This window comes from uncultured Brachyspira sp., from assembly GCF_944388875.1.
Classification (GTDB): domain Bacteria; phylum Spirochaetota; class Brachyspiria; order Brachyspirales; family Brachyspiraceae; genus Brachyspira.
Genome location: NZ_CALXKQ010000015.1, coordinates 48,655 through 64,417, shown reverse-complemented (window position 1 = coordinate 64,417; position 15,763 = coordinate 48,655). Strand labels below are relative to the sequence as shown.

Below are 15,763 nucleotides of genomic sequence, written 5' to 3'. Positions count from 1 at the left end.
AGTTATTAATAAAGCGAATAATTTTTTAGTCATAGTAAAATCTCCTTTTTTATTTATAAGTATTTTGTTATCTCTATGTATGTAAATTATCTTTACAATTATAAGTATAGCCTATATACAGAAATTATCAATATAGTTTACATTAATTTTACTAAAAATTTACAATAATTATATAAAAACAACAATATTAGAATACAAATAATACATATAGTATTTACAACTATGTAAAAATATTAGAAAATGTAAATATTATTTACTTTTAACAACTATTCAATTTTAAATTATATAATTTTTATATAAAAATAATTCTATATTGCAATTATTATATTATAATATTAAATTATAAATATATGCTTAAATGGATAATAATATTATGAATAATAAAAACATACAGTTAATCGCAGATAAATTAAATGAACTTATATTATATTTAGAAAACAACAATTTAGAAAGTTTTTTTGAAAATAAAAATGAATTATGCGATATGATAATACTTGAGAACGGTGATGATTTTAATGAAAGTATAAAAGATGATATAAAAAAAATTGTTCCAGAAAATTTAACTGATAATTTTAAAAATTTTATAAAATATATAAGAGTATTAAGAACAATGAAATCTCCAGACGGAAGCAATGATTATACCAGATATACTTTAGATAATATGAAATATATAAAAAAAGAAATATTCAAAGATTATTAATATGAGCAGTAAAAACAGATTTATATTAAAAGAATTAAAAAAATGGAACAAAGATAATATCATTACGGATGAGCAATTTGAAACTCTGTCAAAAAAATACAAAGATGATTATATAAATTGGCAGCCTATTATAAGAGCTATAATGATAACGGGTATTGTAATGGTGTCTTTGGGTTTCATATCTTTTATAAGTTTCTATATTTTTTCTCTCTATTTTATAGCGTTCTTATTTTTTACACTCTTTATATTAGGCTTTATAATAGATGAGGTTCTTAAGAGAAAAGAAATATATTTGCCTAAAACTTCTTCTGCAATAACAGCATTATCATCCATATTTTTATCCGCTGATATATTTACAATTTCATATATAATTACTAATAATAAAGATAATTTCATTCTATTATCACTTATAAGCATAATTCTGTTTTTTATAATAGCATATATAAAAAGAAATTATGTAGTATTATCTATAGCAATAATATCAATAATTACTTGGTATGGTATTGAGGGATTTGATATATCAGGTGTAGATTTGAGGCTTAATAATTATATAAGATTTATAATAAGCAGCATATTCATATTTTTAGTTGGAATAACTGATATAAATAAAAAACTAGGAAATAAATATTTTAAATTTTCAGTCATTTATTACACAATAGGATTATTATATTTGAATACAATATTAGCATTTATGTCAGTATTTGGTAATTATGACTATGCAATAATTCTTAAAGAGTATGGAAATCCATATATTCTTATATATAGTTCATTGTTTCTATTATCAAATATCATCACTCTTATAATGGGATATAAATTGAAAATTTCTTCTATAGTAAAATATTCGATATTCTTAATAATACTTAATCTATATATAAGATATTTTGAATATTTTTATTTTAGAATGAATACTTGGATATTTTTTATTATATTAGGTTCATCAACCATAATAATAGGAATAATAATAGAACGTATCATAAAATATAGATAATGTATATTACCATAATCTTTCTATTTTATCAGAATAATGTTTAACAGCATATTCAAGAGGCTTTTCTAGGTATATTCTATAAAACTCATCATTTATATATTTTTTATCATTATCAAAATATTTTATAGTAAAATCTTTTTTTATATCTCTATAATCTTTTCCTTTTATATATTCCAGCATATCTTCATTAGTCATTTTTATTATATCTCTAACTTCAATTTTACTATTAATATTATAGCCTCTTTTTACACTGCCAAGATGAACCCAAGCCAATCCTGCTATACAATGATTATTCGGAATATCTAAAATTTCTAATCCTGAATATTCATACAAATGATATATATACTTTTTATTTGAGATAATAATAAAATGATCTCCATAACAACCGTTATAAACATTTGATATATTTAGGCAAAAAGAATTATTATTTAAAACTAAATCAAAACCTCCTAACATCAAACAATAATTATCACCATGCTTAATTCTTGAATATATAATAAAATCTTTTAAATTTAAAAGCTTTTCTATACAATTAAATTTATGATCTTTATTTTTATATAATATTTCTAAAACTATTCAATAATTTCTCAAATATATATAAAATAATTTTATATAATTAATAATTTTTCTTCAATTTTTTTTATTTTTAATTATAAAATATTTAATTCAGATAAATATAATATATTATAATAGCTATAAAAATCATAATATATTATGATATATCGTTTCACTTTTCTTTTAACTTTAGCTGTCATATATTTGTATTTCAACATTAAAAATAAAATTATTAATAATAATATGTAACTATATCAACTTTAACTAAATATAGATATAATTCTTACTAAAAATATTATATTAATTTTAGTTATATATATTTACTTAATTTACTACAATTAATACTAAAACTTTAATAAGTTAAGTTATCTAATACATACCATAATTTTTAATACTTATAAAAGTAAATTATAATTAAATATTATATAAACTATAATTTTTGAAACCAAAAACATCCGCATCCATGTATTTGTTTATCTGTTAATTCCTTTGTAGCATTATTTATTATACCAACATTATCATCTAAAGCATTGTCAGGTATCAAAGAATAATTTATTAATTTACATCCTTGAAAATATTCCATTATCATATCATAAGAATATATTCGATGAGCGTTATATTGAAGTCTAGGCTTACCAACAGGAACAGCAAAAAGTATATTTCCTCCTATTTTAGTAACTCTTTTTAATTCATTTATTCCTTTTATATCACCATCTGGATCTACCTCATCACCATATCTTCCTAGACCAATATGCTCCATAGCATGCATACAAGATATAGATTCTACACTATTATCTTCAAAAGGGAGATTCGTTATATCACATGAATAAGTATTAAAACCTTTTAAATTATAAATTTGTGGCGGCCTATATTCATAATAGTCAATAGGTATAAAAGCTGAAGCAATGGTACAAAAATCTTTAATTGAAGATATATCTATATGATTTTTAGGATTTATCTCTTTTAAACATCTAGCAGCCCAAGCAGGATGATATAAATAATGGGCATCAAAACCAATATTTATAACATCTTCACCAAATATATACCAATTATTCTTAGATTCTATTGGAAATCTTCCAGACTTATTTAAAGCATTATATTTTTCTATACATTCCTTAATCCATTTTTTATTTTCTTTATTTTTTAACTTTTCTCTAGTTCTATCTCTTAAACCTCTAAATGGTATAAACCACACAATCTTATTAATTTTATCCAATTTTTCTTTAGTCATCTAAATACTCCATATATTATTTTTTAACTTGACATTTTAAGAATGTTAAAATAAGAATGACCGCATAGTAGGAGATGCAGTAATATAGCATATTTATAAAGGATAATAAATAATTATATAGATAAAAACATATTATGCTTGCTTGCTTGCTTGCTTGCTTGCTTGCTTGCTTGCTTGATAAGAACATAAAGCTATCATATTTTGAAGTATAATTAAATTTTTCACTATCAATATAATACAATATTTTTATAAAAAAACAATCCAATAAATGAAAAAACTAAATCTGTAAGAAATAAAATATTAATAATATGTATTATTATAAATATAACAAATATTGACTTTTAATAATATGAGTATATTATTAGTCATATACAAAATGGGGGGATTTCTTATGAATAAAATAATTATTGTTATTATTGCCGTATCATTATTGATTATTTCATGTAAAAAGAGTGCAAATTATAATTATACTTTTGCTACAGGAGGAACAAGCGGAACATATTATTCATTTGGAAACAGTATGTCAAGTATATGGAATGCCAATATAAAAGGAATGAATATTACTGCAATATCTACTGGTGCTTCTGCTGAAAATTTAAGATTATTAGATAGACAAGGAGCTAATTTAGCATTTGCTCAGAATGATGTTATGTACTATGCATACAATGGAACAGACATATTTAATGGGGAAGTATTAACTAATTTTTCTGCTATGCTTACATTATATCCTGAAATAGTTCAAATAGCTGCTTCAAAATCAAGCGGAATAAAAACTATAGCTGATTTAAAAGGAAAAAGAGTATCTGTAGGAGATGCAGGAAGCGGCGTAGAGTTTAATGCTAAGCAAATATTAGGGGCATACGGTTTGAGTTTTGATCACATAGAAAAATATAATCTTTCATTTAAAGATTCAAGCGACGGTTTACAAAATAACACATTGGATGCTTGTTTTATAGTAGCAGGTATACCTAATGCCGCTTTGCAGGAATTATCACTGCATACAGATATCACTTTAATTTCATTGGATAAAATACAAATGGATGAAATTGTTAACAGATACAAATATTATTCAAAAGTTATAATACCTGCTAACACATACAATAATGTATCTTCTGATACTATGGCAGTCGCTGTAAAAGCATCTATTGTTGTTAATAATAATGTACCTGAAGATGCAGTTTATAATTTAATGAAAACATTATTTGATAAGCAATATGATCTAGGTCTTGCCCATGAGAAAGGTAAAGAGTTTAGTATAGAAGAAGCATACAAAGGTATATCTATACCATTTCATCCTGGTGCTATAAAATATTATAAAGAATTAGGATACTATATACAATAATTATTGATTACTATGAATACTCCAATATTAAAAAAAATCATTACATTTATAATAATCACTATTATAATTATTATTATATTATTTGTTCCGATGTTTCCAAGACTTATACTAAATAGTGTGAAAAATGATAAAATTGATATGATATTAAAAATACCAAAAAAAGAATTCATAATATCCTATATACATTCTGTAAATAAAAGCAAAATTAGGGATTACTACAATATAAATAAAGACAAAGATATAGTTTTGGAAAAGACAAGATTCGTTTCTTACGGAGCAGGAGTTCCTGAGCCAAAAGAAGGACAAACTTTTCTCATTACGGATGATTATATGGAAATAGATAATATTAACATGATTATCAAAGATTTATATTTATCTATAGGAACATCTGCAAATCACAGCCTTATGATAGATGATAAAATTTTTGAATTAAATAAGACCTTTAACCCTCAAACTATCATAAAAATAGAATATAAAAATGTGAATCTATTTTATTATATAAAATCATATATAACGGCACAATAAATTATTTGGAGCAAAAATATTTATGTACATAGAAATCGTGGAAAAAGAAGATTTTGAAGTAATAGGAAAAGTTGGAATAGGAGAAAGTGAGAAACATTCCGAATGGGTTTTACCATTATGGCAAAATTTTAATAAAAATATAAAAGAAATAATTACTTTAGTGAAAATTGATGAAGATAATAATTTATCTGGAATATGGGGTATAATGAATGATATAAATGAAACTTTTTCTCCTTGGAATGAAGTTGGAAAATATATGGCTGGAGTAGAAGTAAAAGAAAATTCTGCTGCTCCAAGCGGATGGGTAAAATGGAAAATTAAAGGCGGAAAGTTTATTAAAGTAAAATGCAATATTAAAAACTATAGCGAAGTTTTTAATGATATTGTAGAAAATTATGCCCCTAAAAACGGATATAGTATAATAGGTAATGTTATGGAATATTATATACCCAATTCTAAAGATTTTTATTTATTTTTTAATATATCAAAATAATATAATTAATAAAGGCGTATATATATGTTAGATAAATTGGTAATAGCAACATCAAATAAACATAAATTAGAAGAAATGGAAGATATATTAAAAGGAAGTGTTATAAAAGAAATACTGCCTATGCCTTCTGGTATTGGAGAGATAATAGAAGATGGTAAAACTTTTATAGAAAATTCACTTATAAAGGCAAGAGCAGTATATAATCATACTAAGCTGCCTTCATTAGCAGATGATTCGGGACTTTGTGTTAATGCTCTCAATGGTCATCCAGGAATATACTCAGCAAGATACGGCGGAGAAAATTTATCTTATGAAGAAAAAATGAAAATGCTTTTAGATGAATTGAAATATAAAGAAGATAAAAGTGCATATTTCATTAGTGCTGCTGTATGTGTATTGGATGATAATTACTATATAGCTGTAGAAGGAAAAGTAAATGGAAAAATAATAGAAAATCCTAGAGGTTATGATGGTTTTGGTTATGATCCAATATTTCAGCCTGATGGTTATGATATAACTTATGCAGAAATGAAATTAGAAGAAAAAAATTCTATTAGCCATAGATCTTTAGCAATGAAAAAAATGAAAGAAATTTTGTCAAATATTTATGGACAAATCAAATAAAAAAGACTATAATATTATTACTACATATAATATTTTATGAGATTTATCTGTAAATATGAATAGATTATAGATTAGATTTTATATAAAAATACTATAATACATACTAAATAATAATAATTACTATTTAGTATGTATAAAAACTTGACATTGGAAAAAATCTATATATAATATATATATCATGGAGAGATAAAAATGGCTAAACTTCACATAGATAACGAAAATGTAAAAAAATACATATTTAATATCTCTGAAAAGCTAATGAGACATTTTGATTTAGAGTATGAAATTACCAAAGAAGATGAATACTTTGATTTGTATGCTTTTCATAGAAACGATTTCTTCAAATCATTTATAACTAAATCTACAGTTTATGAAGGTTATTCTGTATTTGAACATATGCTTTTAAGATTTATTAAAGAGTTAAAGAATGAAGATATAGAAAATTTTCAAAATATGCTTATTAGACTTACTCCTATATTATCTAATCCTAATAAATTTCATAAAAGAAGTTTAATAACAGGAATATTAGTTACAGAAAGTCCTTTAGAAAAAGAATGGGAAAAGATAACAAAAAAATTCTTTTATAAAGTCAATTACAAATTACTATTTCATGGATGGTCAGAAACGCAATATGCTATAGTATCTATGACAGATAAAAATGTATACTTACCTAAAATGCGTAAGAAAGAATTAAAACTTCTTCTTTCAGATTTTTAGGAGGTTATAAAATAATAAAATTTTTAAGGAGATAAAAATGAATGCTTTCATTCTTCTATTGTTAGGTATGATTATATTTTTCATAGCCTATATAACTTATGGTTCATATCTAGCGAAAAAATGGGGTGTAGATCCGGGCAGAAAGACTCCTGCTCATACTAGACCTGATGGCAGAGACTATGTTCCTACAGATGCTAAAGTATTATTAGGACACCATTTTTCTTCAATAGCTGGAGCCGGTCCTATTACAGGTCCTATTATTGCTACTATGTTCGGCTGGCTGCCTGTGTATTTATGGATTATATTCGGATGCGTATTCTTCGGAGGTGTGCATGATTACGGTTCATTACTTGCTTCTTTAAGACATGAAGGTAAATCTATCGGAGAAGTTATAAGAAGTAATGTTAGCCAAAAAGGTAAGATAATGTTCACTCTTTATGCTTTCATTACCATTTGTTTAGTTGTTGCTGCATTTTTGGATATTACAGCAGGTACTTTCGCAGTAAACGTTCAGACAGTTGGAAATATTGATGCTATAGATTTAGCGGAAAAACAGAAAGCTGCTGCAGGCACTGCGAGTATGCTTTTTATAGTTTTGGCATTGTTATTCGGTTTTTTGGTTTATAGAAGAGGCGTAAACGTAACTGTTTCAACTGTAATAGGAGTTGTGTTATTAGCGGCTGTAGTTTTTTTAGCTGATAAATTTCCGTTCTTAGCTTTAACTAAAGTTCATTGGCAAATAATATTGGTAATATATATAATATGTGCTTCTCTTCTGCCTGTGTGGATACTTCTGCAGCCTAGAGACTATTTGTCTTCTTTCTTATTATATGCTATGGTAGTAGGAGGTGTTATTGGTTTGGTTATAATGAGACCTGCTATACAAACTCAAGCTTTCACAGGATTTATGCCTAGTGCTGGCAATTATTTGTTTCCTATACTATTTATTACCGTTGCCTGCGGAGCTATATCAGGTTTTCACTCTTTAGTAAGTTCGGGAACTAGTGCTAAACAGCTTAATAGCGAAAAAGATGCTAAACTTGTAGGTTACGGAGCTATGCTTATAGAAGGTATAGTTGCAATAGTTGCTTTAATGAGCGTTGCTGCAATTGCAGGAAATACTGAAGGAACTCCAGCTGCTAGATTTGCTTTAGGCGTTGCAACATTTATGAATTCTTTTGGAATACCTATGGGATTAGGTCAAACTTTTGTTACTTTAGCATTCGCTTCTTTTACTTTAACTTCTTTAGACAGTGCCACTCGTATAGGAAGATACTTGGTTCAAGAATTGGGTGAATACTATACTGAAGATGGAAGAACAGTAAAAACCGTATTTACAAATCCTTATCTTGCTACAGGTATTACTGTTGCCATATCTTTAGGATTTACTCTTTACGGCTATGAAAGAATATGGCCTATATTTGGAAGTGCTAACCAATTATTAGCTGGTTTATCATTATTAGCTGTTGCTGCTTGGATAAAAAATACTCAAAAAAGAAACTCTTGGGAAACTATTATTCCTTTAGTATTCATGTTTGCTGTTACTCTTTCCGCTTTATGCTTAGTAGTATATACTAATGTTATGAAAGCTACTTTTGACGGATATGTATTAGCTGGTATTGCTGCTGTAATGATAATATTAGCTGTTGTTGAATTATTTATCACTGGTCAATGGGCTCGCGGATTAAAAGACAGATCAGCTGCTTCAAATCCTAATGATCCTATAAAAAATAAATAATATTAATACATAAACTATTATGCCCCTTTCATAAATATTATGAGAGGGGTTTTTTATTATACTATAAGTTTATTCATTAATACAATTCGTATGAAATAATTTTATCTAATCTAATTTATAATATTACCGATATAATAAAAGTATTTTATTTTAAATAAAGGTGTATATTTTCTAATATTATGTCTAATAAAGAATTTAAGCTAAAAGAAGAGAGAGCAGTATTGGCAGATATAAGGTCAGCAATATCAATTGCAATATTTGATAGTGAAATAAATAATTATGATGGAAGTGTTGATACGGATGTAAGACGTGCCGTTATGTACAATAAAATGTCATTTGAAAATTTAGTTAAAAGATTATTTTCTTATAAGGCAAGCAGAGAAGATAATAAAGACAGATTAAAAGAACTTTCACTTATAAAAATGTTAAAAAATGACAGCGTATCTTTATATAAAGAGAAACTATATTATATAGAAAACCCTGATGAGAAAACATTTGAATTTTTAAATGAAGTTTTAAATAACAAAGTGAAAGGATACAGCGAATATATATTATGCACTCTGCTTAATCAGTATTTTGACTATATAAAGAATTAATAGTTTTAAATATTATCCTTATAATTTATAAAAAGGATTGTATTATTATGAAAAAATTTCTTATAATATCTTTAGCAGCTATTTTAGTAGTATCATTATCATTACTAGGACAGAATGCAGCTCCTAACGACGAGAGAAACATAGACAGAGAATTTTATAATGCAGAAAAACTTTTCTTTCAAAAAAAATATAACTTTGCAAGAGAAGCATTTTTATTATACCTAGAAAGAAGACCATTATCCACAAATGATATGCTCTATTACTATATAGGGGCATGCTATTTTCAGGATAAGCAGTATGAAAATGCAATTAATTATTATAAATTAGCCTTTGATATAAATGATTCATACTCATACTGCAATAATATAGCCAACTCTTATTATCAGTTAAAAAATTATGAGGATGCTTTAGTTTGGTATAACAGATCTATAGAACGTCTGCATTCTCCTTACACAACAAAATTAAATTATGAAGTTTTAACAAATTATACAGTTTCCCAAAATGTAGTAACTAATACAATATTCACATTTGATGTTGATAATACAGCTTCTGATGAAAATATAACAAATATATCTATAGGTACAAATGAATTCGGAAGCAACAGTATGATTACACCTGAAGTATCATCAGATACGAATACAATATCATCCGATACAAATGCAATATCAGATGCTATAAATAATCTTAATAATGAAAATCAAAATATAAAAAATAAATTAGATAATACATTCACTAAACTGCCTTTATTTACAAATGTTATTATAACAAATACATATACAAATGAATATGAGTTCACAAATACAACAGTAATATTTGAACCTAATGCAAACTTTAATCTTGAAGTTGTAGACCCTACAGTATCAGAAACATCACTCCCTCCTGATAATGTTACAAATGAAATATCAGCAGGAGATTCTAATGCCGTTTCTTTAAATACTAACTCCACAACTACAGGTTCTACCTATGTTGTAACAGAAGAAAATAAAGAACCTTATATTGTAACAAATATAGTTATCATGACTAATGTTATGGATACTAACGGCAATATGGTAGAAATAAAAACCAATATAGCTTCAGTTGATCTATATAATACTTGGGCTTTGTATTACAGTGCTTACTTAAATATGGGACATACATTTATAGCACTTGGAGAAATAACTAATGCAGCAATAGCCTATGAAATATTTTTAACAAATGTAGGAAATGATTATTATCAAAAGGAATCATTAGAGAAAGTTATATCTTTAATAAGAAGCAACGATACATCCGTAAAGTTTATTCCGTTTACTAATAATCATAGAGTAAATACTAATAATGACGGAAGTATAACAACAGAAAATATATATCCTAATTTCGATTATGAAAGAGAAACATTATACAGCAATGGTGTGAGAATAACTTATGAGAATGGAAAAATAGAAAAAACTAAAATGTATTCAAATAATTATGAAGTTTCTGATACAATGTACCCTTACGGAAAAAGAGAAATAGAAATATTATTTGAAAACGGAGATAGAAGAGTAGAAACATATATGATAGATAATTCCAAATCTATCAATACAAAAACATCTGCAGGAGATACTTTTGAATATACTTTATACCCTGACGGTTCTTTTATAAATAGAAAAACGTTAGATAATAATAAAGCATTTGTAGTAGAAAGATCTGACGGCTCTATAACTACAAATTATAAAGATGATAACGGAGCATTTTTCTATACCAGAAGTTTAGACGGTACAGAGGTAAGAAAAACAGAGGATAATTCAGGAAATATAAAAACAGAAACTAAACGTGTTGACGGTGCTGTAATAGTAAAAACAGAAAATCCAGACGGAAGCTATGTAGTGGTAGCTAATTATATAGACGGAAGCATAGGAACTACAACAGTTGATACTAACGGAATGAGCAGTTTAAAAGTAGTTTATCCAGACGGAAGAGTTGAAGAGAGAAATTCATCAGGAGCTGGTGCTGGTACATTCTCGTACAATGTAAAAGCTGATGACGGAAGCGTTATTACTAAAACATATAATGATGATGGCTCATTTACAGTTGTAACTAAAAAGGTTGATGGCACAGTTATAACTGATACGGTTGCAAATGATACAATAAGCGAAATAAAAATGCCTGACGGTACTACTATAAAAAGAATAATAAGACAAGACGGATCAAGAGAAACTACAACGCTTAATAGAGATTCAAGCACTATTACTGAAGTTGTAAATGCCGACTCAAGCAGCATAACAACAACAGCCAAACCTAATGGCTCTATTACAATAGTAACAAGAGATGCGGCAGGAAATACTGAAACTACAACAACAGAAGCGGACGGAAGCACATCCACTGCCAAAACTTATATAGACGGAAGAAGCACTGTAAATGAAGTTAGAATAGACGGTGTTACTATAGATATAAATAATGACGGAAGAAATAAAACTACTATAGCAAAAGATGCTGAAGGTTATGTACTTGAAATGAAACAGTACAGAAATGAAGACCCTGAAGTTACATTAGTTGATTCTTTAGGAGAAGCTGTTGATACTGAAACTGCTAAAATGGTCATAAGAAGAATGGATTTAAGTATAAGTGTAGAAGATATAGATAATCTTAAAAAAGAAGAAAATAATACTGCAGAAACATCATCTTCTGATAATATGAGTACATCTGATAATGTTGGAGCAACGGAAGAAACAACAACTGATAACGCTACAACTGCAGAAGAATCAGAAACAGTTAATGATAATACTAGTACAGCAGAAGAAACAACAGTTGATGATAATAATACGGACAATACAGCTGCAGAATAAAAAATAATTAATACTATAAAAAATAAGAGCTATGATTTTTATTCATAGCTCTTTTTTATAAATTAATTCATAGCATCCTTCATAGATTTCACATATTCTCCTACATATTTTGGAGAATCATTTGCATATTTTTCACAAAGCTTTATTATGGCACTTCCAACTATAATACCGTCAGAATACTTGCTTATATTTTTTGCCTGTTCTGTAGTTGATATACCAAACCCTACTGCCGCAGGTATATTTGTACTTTTCTTTACTAAGTTTACAATTTTAGCAATATCCGTTTCTATTTTTTGACGAACGCCTGTAACCCCAAGCGATGATACACAGTATACAAAGCCTGATGCCTCTTTTGATATTTTATGTATTCTGTTTTCTGAAGTAGGAGCTATTAAAGAAATTAAATCAATATCATTCTTTTTACAAAATGGCTCGAATATATTCTTCTCTTCAAAAGGCACATCTGGAAGTATTAATCCGTCAATATTTATTTCTTTTGATACTGATAAAAATTTTTCTATATCGTAAGAATAAACAACATTAGCATAAGTCATAAAAACTAAAGGTATATCACTGTTTTTTCTTATTCTTCTAACCATATCAAAAATTTTATCTCTAGTTACATGGTTTTTTAGAGCTTTTTCATTTGCATTTTGTATAACAACACCCTCAGCAGTAGGGTCAGAAAAAGGTATTCCAAGCTCTATTAAATCTGCCCCATTTTCAATCATAGAATATATAATATCCTCTGTTAATTCTAAAGAAGGATATCCGCATGTTATAAAAGGTATAAATGCTTTTTTATTTTCAAATGCTTTGTATATATTACTCATAAATATTTTCTCCTCTGTATTTAGCTACTGATGAACAATCTTTATCTCCCCTTCCAGAAAGATTAATAACTATAATATCATCTTTATTCATAGAAGGAGCTTTTTTCATGGCATAATAAACTGCATGAGCACTTTCTATTGCAGGTATTATGCCCTCTATACGAGATAAATATTCAAATGCTTCTATAGCTTCATCATCTGTAACTGCAGCATATTCAGCTCTTTTAGTATCATGCAAAAAACTATGCTCTGGACCTATACCAGGATAGTCAAGTCCAGCCGATATAGAATAAACAGGAGCTATCTGCCCTTGACTGTCCTGACAAAAATATGAACGCATACCATGAAATATTCCTATTTTTCCTGTAGAAATAGTAGCAGCCGTTTCTAATGTATCAATGCCTCTTCCTGCAGCCTCACATCCTATAAGTTTAACATCTTTATCTTCAATAAAATTATAAAAAGCCCCCATAGCATTAGAGCCTCCTCCTACGCAGGCTACTATCATGCTTGGTAATTTTTTTTCATACTCATAAATCTGTTCTTTTATCTCCTTTGAAATAACAGCTTGAAAATCCCTTACAATAGTAGGAAAAGGATGAGGTCCCATAACAGAGCCTAGTACATAATGAGTATCATCTATCCTTGAAGTCCATTCCCTTAAAGTTTCAGATACGGCATCTTTTAAAGTGGCAGTTCCTGTTTTCACAGAATGTACTTTAGAACCAAGTAAACGCATTCTATAAACATTCAAAGACTGCCTTTGTATATCCTCTTCTCCCATAAATATTTCACATTCCATATCCATTAATGCCGCAACAGTTGCTGTGGCTACTCCATGCTGTCCTGCTCCTGTTTCTGCTATCACTCTTTTTTTTCCCATCTTCTTTGCAAGAAGTATCTGCCCTATTACATTATTTATTTTATGAGAGCCTGTATGATTCAAATCCTCTCTCTTTAAATATATTTTTGCTCCTTTAAGGTTATCTGTCATTCTTTTTGCAAAATATAGTCTTGAAGGTCTGTTGGCATAATTATTTAATAAATCTTTTAATTCACTATTAAAATCTTTATCATCTTTATAATAATTATAAGCCTCTTCCAATTCTAATACCGCATTCATTAAAGTTTCAGGTATAAACATTCCTCCATGCATACCAAAATATTTATTTCCCATTATAAGCTCCTTTCATTTATGTTTACTTCATCTATAATACTTTTCATTTTATTAAAATCTTTAAATCCATTAACTTCCAATCCGCTTGATAAATCTATACAATATGGATTTAATTTTAATGCTTCTTTTATATTATTAATATTTATTCCTCCTGCCAAAAAATATTTTGTATTAAACTCTTTTTTAAAATTTTTATCATTATCTAATTTATTTTTTAAGAAAATCCAATCAAAACTATTACCAGAACCTGCTTTATCACTGTCAAGAAGAATAAAATCAGATATAAAAGAATGATTAAAAGAATATTCATCTTTTATAGAAATAGCCTTGATAATATCAGCATTAATTTTTGATTTCAAATTATCTAAAAAATCATTATCCTCTTTACCATGAAGCTGAACTAAATCTATTATATTTTCATTAAATAAATCAGTTATAAAATCAATGCTGTTATCACGAAACACACCTACTGCTTTTATAGTATTTTTTAATTTTCTTTTTAATTTATAAGCCAAAGAAAAATCAACTTTTCTCTTACTTCCAGAGGCAAAAACAAAACCTATATAATCAGTATCAAGTTTATTAGCATAGTTTATATCCTCTTCTCTAAAAAGCCCGCAGGTTTTTATAAGTGAACTTCTCATAATTAATATCCCATAAGTGTTTTTATTTCTTTTATTTTATCTTTTTGCCTCATCAATTGCTCTCCTATAAGAACTGCATTTATTTTATTTTCTTCTAAAAGTTTTATATCTTCTCTGCTTTTTATACCGCTTTCTGAAATTGATATTATATTTTCTGGAATAAGTTTTATAAGATCAAATGTATTTTTTATACTGGTTTCAAAAGTTTTTAAATTTCTATTATTGATACCTATTATTCTAGTATCAGAAGAAAGTGCCTTATTTAAATCATCTTCATCATGCACTTCTACTATCACAGAAAGACCCAAACTATCAGCAAGTGAAAAATAATCAGATAATTGATTTTTATCAAGTATAGAAGCTATAAGTAAAACAGCATCAGCATTAATAGCTTTAGCCTCATATATCATATATTCATCTATTGTAAAATCTTTTCTTAAAACAGGAATACTTATATTTTTTTTAATATTCTCTAAATATTCATTGCTTCCTAGAAAATAATAAGGTTCAGTTAAACATGATAAAGCACTGGCTCCAGCTTTCTCATAATCTTTTGCTATATTAATATAATCAAAGTAATTAGATATAATGCCTTTTGAAGGAGAGGCTTTTTTCACTTCGCATATAAAACTAATGCTTTTTTTGATTGAGTTTTCAAATAAAAAGTTGTTATGATTAGAGTTATTTTCTGCTAATTCTTTTATTTTTTGTAAAGATATATTTTTTTTATTAATTTCAACTCTTTCTTTTGTTTTTTCTACTATATTGTCAAGTATTGTCATAATATAAAATCCCG

Annotated in this window: 16 protein-coding genes; 10 read left to right on the top strand and 6 right to left on the bottom strand. The window is 26.9% G+C overall.

All coding sequences use genetic code 11. The features are described 5' to 3' along the window. The first annotated feature begins 373 nt into the window (after positions 1–373). Positions 374–700, top strand: coding sequence for a hypothetical protein (locus Q0J69_RS09535; protein WP_297206723.1), 327 nt, complete (start codon positions 374–376; stop codon positions 698–700). A gap of 1 nt (position 701) precedes the next feature. Next, positions 702–1,688 (top strand): DUF2157 domain-containing protein, encoded by a 987-nt coding sequence (locus Q0J69_RS09530; RefSeq protein ID WP_297206719.1) that lies wholly within the window; start codon positions 702–704, stop codon positions 1,686–1,688. Positions 1,689–1,694: 6 nt separating this feature from the next. Here Q0J69_RS09530 and Q0J69_RS09525 read toward each other — a convergent pair whose 3' ends face one another. Beyond that, positions 1,695–2,147, bottom strand: a complete 453-nt coding sequence (locus Q0J69_RS09525; protein WP_297206717.1) for a hypothetical protein — start codon at positions 2,145–2,147, stop codon at positions 1,695–1,697. 526 nt (positions 2,148–2,673) lie between these two features. Next, positions 2,674–3,474: a DUF268 domain-containing protein gene (locus Q0J69_RS09520; RefSeq protein ID WP_297206715.1), complete on the bottom strand. Its 801-nt coding sequence runs from the start codon at positions 3,472–3,474 to the stop codon at positions 2,674–2,676. Positions 3,475–3,865: 391 nt separating this feature from the next. Here Q0J69_RS09520 and Q0J69_RS09515 point away from each other — a divergent pair, with 391 nt between their 5' ends. The 8 genes from Q0J69_RS09515 to Q0J69_RS09480 all read left to right on the top strand — a co-directional run bounded on the left by Q0J69_RS09515 (position 3,866) and on the right by Q0J69_RS09480 (position 12,313). After that, positions 3,866–4,816 (top strand): TAXI family TRAP transporter solute-binding subunit, encoded by a 951-nt coding sequence (locus tag Q0J69_RS09515; RefSeq protein ID WP_297206713.1) that lies wholly within the window; start codon positions 3,866–3,868, stop codon positions 4,814–4,816. Positions 4,817–4,828: 12 nt separating this feature from the next. Continuing rightward, positions 4,829–5,341, top strand: coding sequence for a DUF1850 domain-containing protein (locus tag Q0J69_RS09510; RefSeq protein WP_297206710.1), 513 nt, complete (start codon positions 4,829–4,831; stop codon positions 5,339–5,341). 22 nt (positions 5,342–5,363) lie between these two features. Continuing rightward, complete coding sequence (locus Q0J69_RS09505; RefSeq protein ID WP_297206708.1) at positions 5,364–5,834, top strand: GyrI-like domain-containing protein; 471 nt, start codon at positions 5,364–5,366, stop codon at positions 5,832–5,834. Positions 5,835–5,858: 24 nt separating this feature from the next. After that, complete coding sequence (rdgB, locus tag Q0J69_RS09500; protein ID WP_297206706.1) at positions 5,859–6,458, top strand: RdgB/HAM1 family non-canonical purine NTP pyrophosphatase; 600 nt, start codon at positions 5,859–5,861, stop codon at positions 6,456–6,458. Positions 6,459–6,650: 192 nt separating this feature from the next. Next, positions 6,651–7,175, top strand: coding sequence for a hypothetical protein (locus Q0J69_RS09495; RefSeq protein ID WP_297206703.1), 525 nt, complete (start codon positions 6,651–6,653; stop codon positions 7,173–7,175). A 37-nt stretch (positions 7,176–7,212) separates the two neighbouring features. Beyond that, complete coding sequence (locus Q0J69_RS09490) at positions 7,213–8,913, top strand: carbon starvation protein A (RefSeq protein ID WP_297206701.1); 1,701 nt, start codon at positions 7,213–7,215, stop codon at positions 8,911–8,913. Positions 8,914–9,092: 179 nt separating this feature from the next. Then, positions 9,093–9,509 (top strand): hypothetical protein, encoded by a 417-nt coding sequence (locus Q0J69_RS09485; RefSeq protein WP_297206698.1) that lies wholly within the window; start codon positions 9,093–9,095, stop codon positions 9,507–9,509. Between the two features lie 47 nt (positions 9,510–9,556). Then, positions 9,557–12,313, top strand: a complete 2,757-nt coding sequence (locus Q0J69_RS09480) for a tetratricopeptide repeat protein (RefSeq protein ID WP_297206693.1) — start codon at positions 9,557–9,559, stop codon at positions 12,311–12,313. 62 nt (positions 12,314–12,375) lie between these two features. Here the strand turns inward: Q0J69_RS09480 and trpA are convergent, their stop codons facing one another. Genes trpA through trpC form a run of 4 tightly spaced genes read right to left on the bottom strand, consistent with a single transcriptional unit; the run spans position 12,376 to position 15,749 of the window. Continuing rightward, positions 12,376–13,146: a tryptophan synthase subunit alpha gene (trpA, locus tag Q0J69_RS09475; RefSeq protein ID WP_297206690.1), complete on the bottom strand. Its 771-nt coding sequence runs from the start codon at positions 13,144–13,146 to the stop codon at positions 12,376–12,378. After that, entirely contained in the window at positions 13,139–14,323 is a 1,185-nt protein-coding gene (gene trpB, locus Q0J69_RS09470; RefSeq protein WP_297206687.1) for a tryptophan synthase subunit beta, read from the bottom strand. Before trpB ends, trpA begins: the two co-directional genes overlap by 8 nt. Continuing rightward, the gene (locus Q0J69_RS09465) at positions 14,323–14,967 is read right to left on the bottom strand and encodes a phosphoribosylanthranilate isomerase (RefSeq protein ID WP_297206684.1); all 645 of its coding nucleotides are present in this window, start codon (positions 14,965–14,967) and stop codon (positions 14,323–14,325) included. The genes trpB and Q0J69_RS09465 overlap by 1 nt, the downstream gene beginning before the upstream one ends. 2 nt (positions 14,968–14,969) lie before the next feature. Then, positions 14,970–15,749 carry an indole-3-glycerol phosphate synthase TrpC gene (gene trpC / locus Q0J69_RS09460; RefSeq protein WP_297206682.1) on the bottom strand — a complete coding sequence of 260 codons (780 nt, stop codon included), beginning with the start codon at positions 15,747–15,749 and terminating at the stop codon, positions 14,970–14,972. Between the last annotated feature and the right edge of the window lie 14 nt (positions 15,750–15,763).

Bases quoted from the DNA above. Each gene is read 5' to 3' on its own strand.
- Q0J69_RS09535 (WP_297206723.1), top strand. From the start codon at position 374: ATGAATAATAAAAACATACAGTTAATCGCAGATAAATTAAATGAACTT.
- Q0J69_RS09530 (WP_297206719.1), top strand. From the start codon at position 702: ATGAGCAGTAAAAACAGATTTATATTAAAAGAATTAAAAAAATGGAAC.
- Q0J69_RS09520 (WP_297206715.1), bottom strand. From the start codon at position 3,474: ATGACTAAAGAAAAATTGGATAAAATTAATAAGATTGTGTGGTTTATA.
- Q0J69_RS09515 (WP_297206713.1), top strand. From the start codon at position 3,866: ATGAATAAAATAATTATTGTTATTATTGCCGTATCATTATTGATTATT.
- Q0J69_RS09510 (WP_297206710.1), top strand. From the start codon at position 4,829: ATGAATACTCCAATATTAAAAAAAATCATTACATTTATAATAATCACT.
- Q0J69_RS09505 (WP_297206708.1), top strand. From the start codon at position 5,364: ATGTACATAGAAATCGTGGAAAAAGAAGATTTTGAAGTAATAGGAAAA.
- rdgB (WP_297206706.1), top strand. From the start codon at position 5,859: ATGTTAGATAAATTGGTAATAGCAACATCAAATAAACATAAATTAGAA.
- Q0J69_RS09495 (WP_297206703.1), top strand. From the start codon at position 6,651: ATGGCTAAACTTCACATAGATAACGAAAATGTAAAAAAATACATATTT.
- Q0J69_RS09490 (WP_297206701.1), top strand. From the start codon at position 7,213: ATGAATGCTTTCATTCTTCTATTGTTAGGTATGATTATATTTTTCATA.
- Q0J69_RS09485 (WP_297206698.1), top strand. From the start codon at position 9,093: ATGTCTAATAAAGAATTTAAGCTAAAAGAAGAGAGAGCAGTATTGGCA.
- Q0J69_RS09480 (WP_297206693.1), top strand. From the start codon at position 9,557: ATGAAAAAATTTCTTATAATATCTTTAGCAGCTATTTTAGTAGTATCA.
- trpA (WP_297206690.1), bottom strand. From the start codon at position 13,146: ATGAGTAATATATACAAAGCATTTGAAAATAAAAAAGCATTTATACCT.
- trpB (WP_297206687.1), bottom strand. From the start codon at position 14,323: ATGGGAAATAAATATTTTGGTATGCATGGAGGAATGTTTATACCTGAA.
- Q0J69_RS09465 (WP_297206684.1), bottom strand. From the start codon at position 14,967: ATGAGAAGTTCACTTATAAAAACCTGCGGGCTTTTTAGAGAAGAGGAT.
- trpC (WP_297206682.1), bottom strand. From the start codon at position 15,749: ATGACAATACTTGACAATATAGTAGAAAAAACAAAAGAAAGAGTTGAA.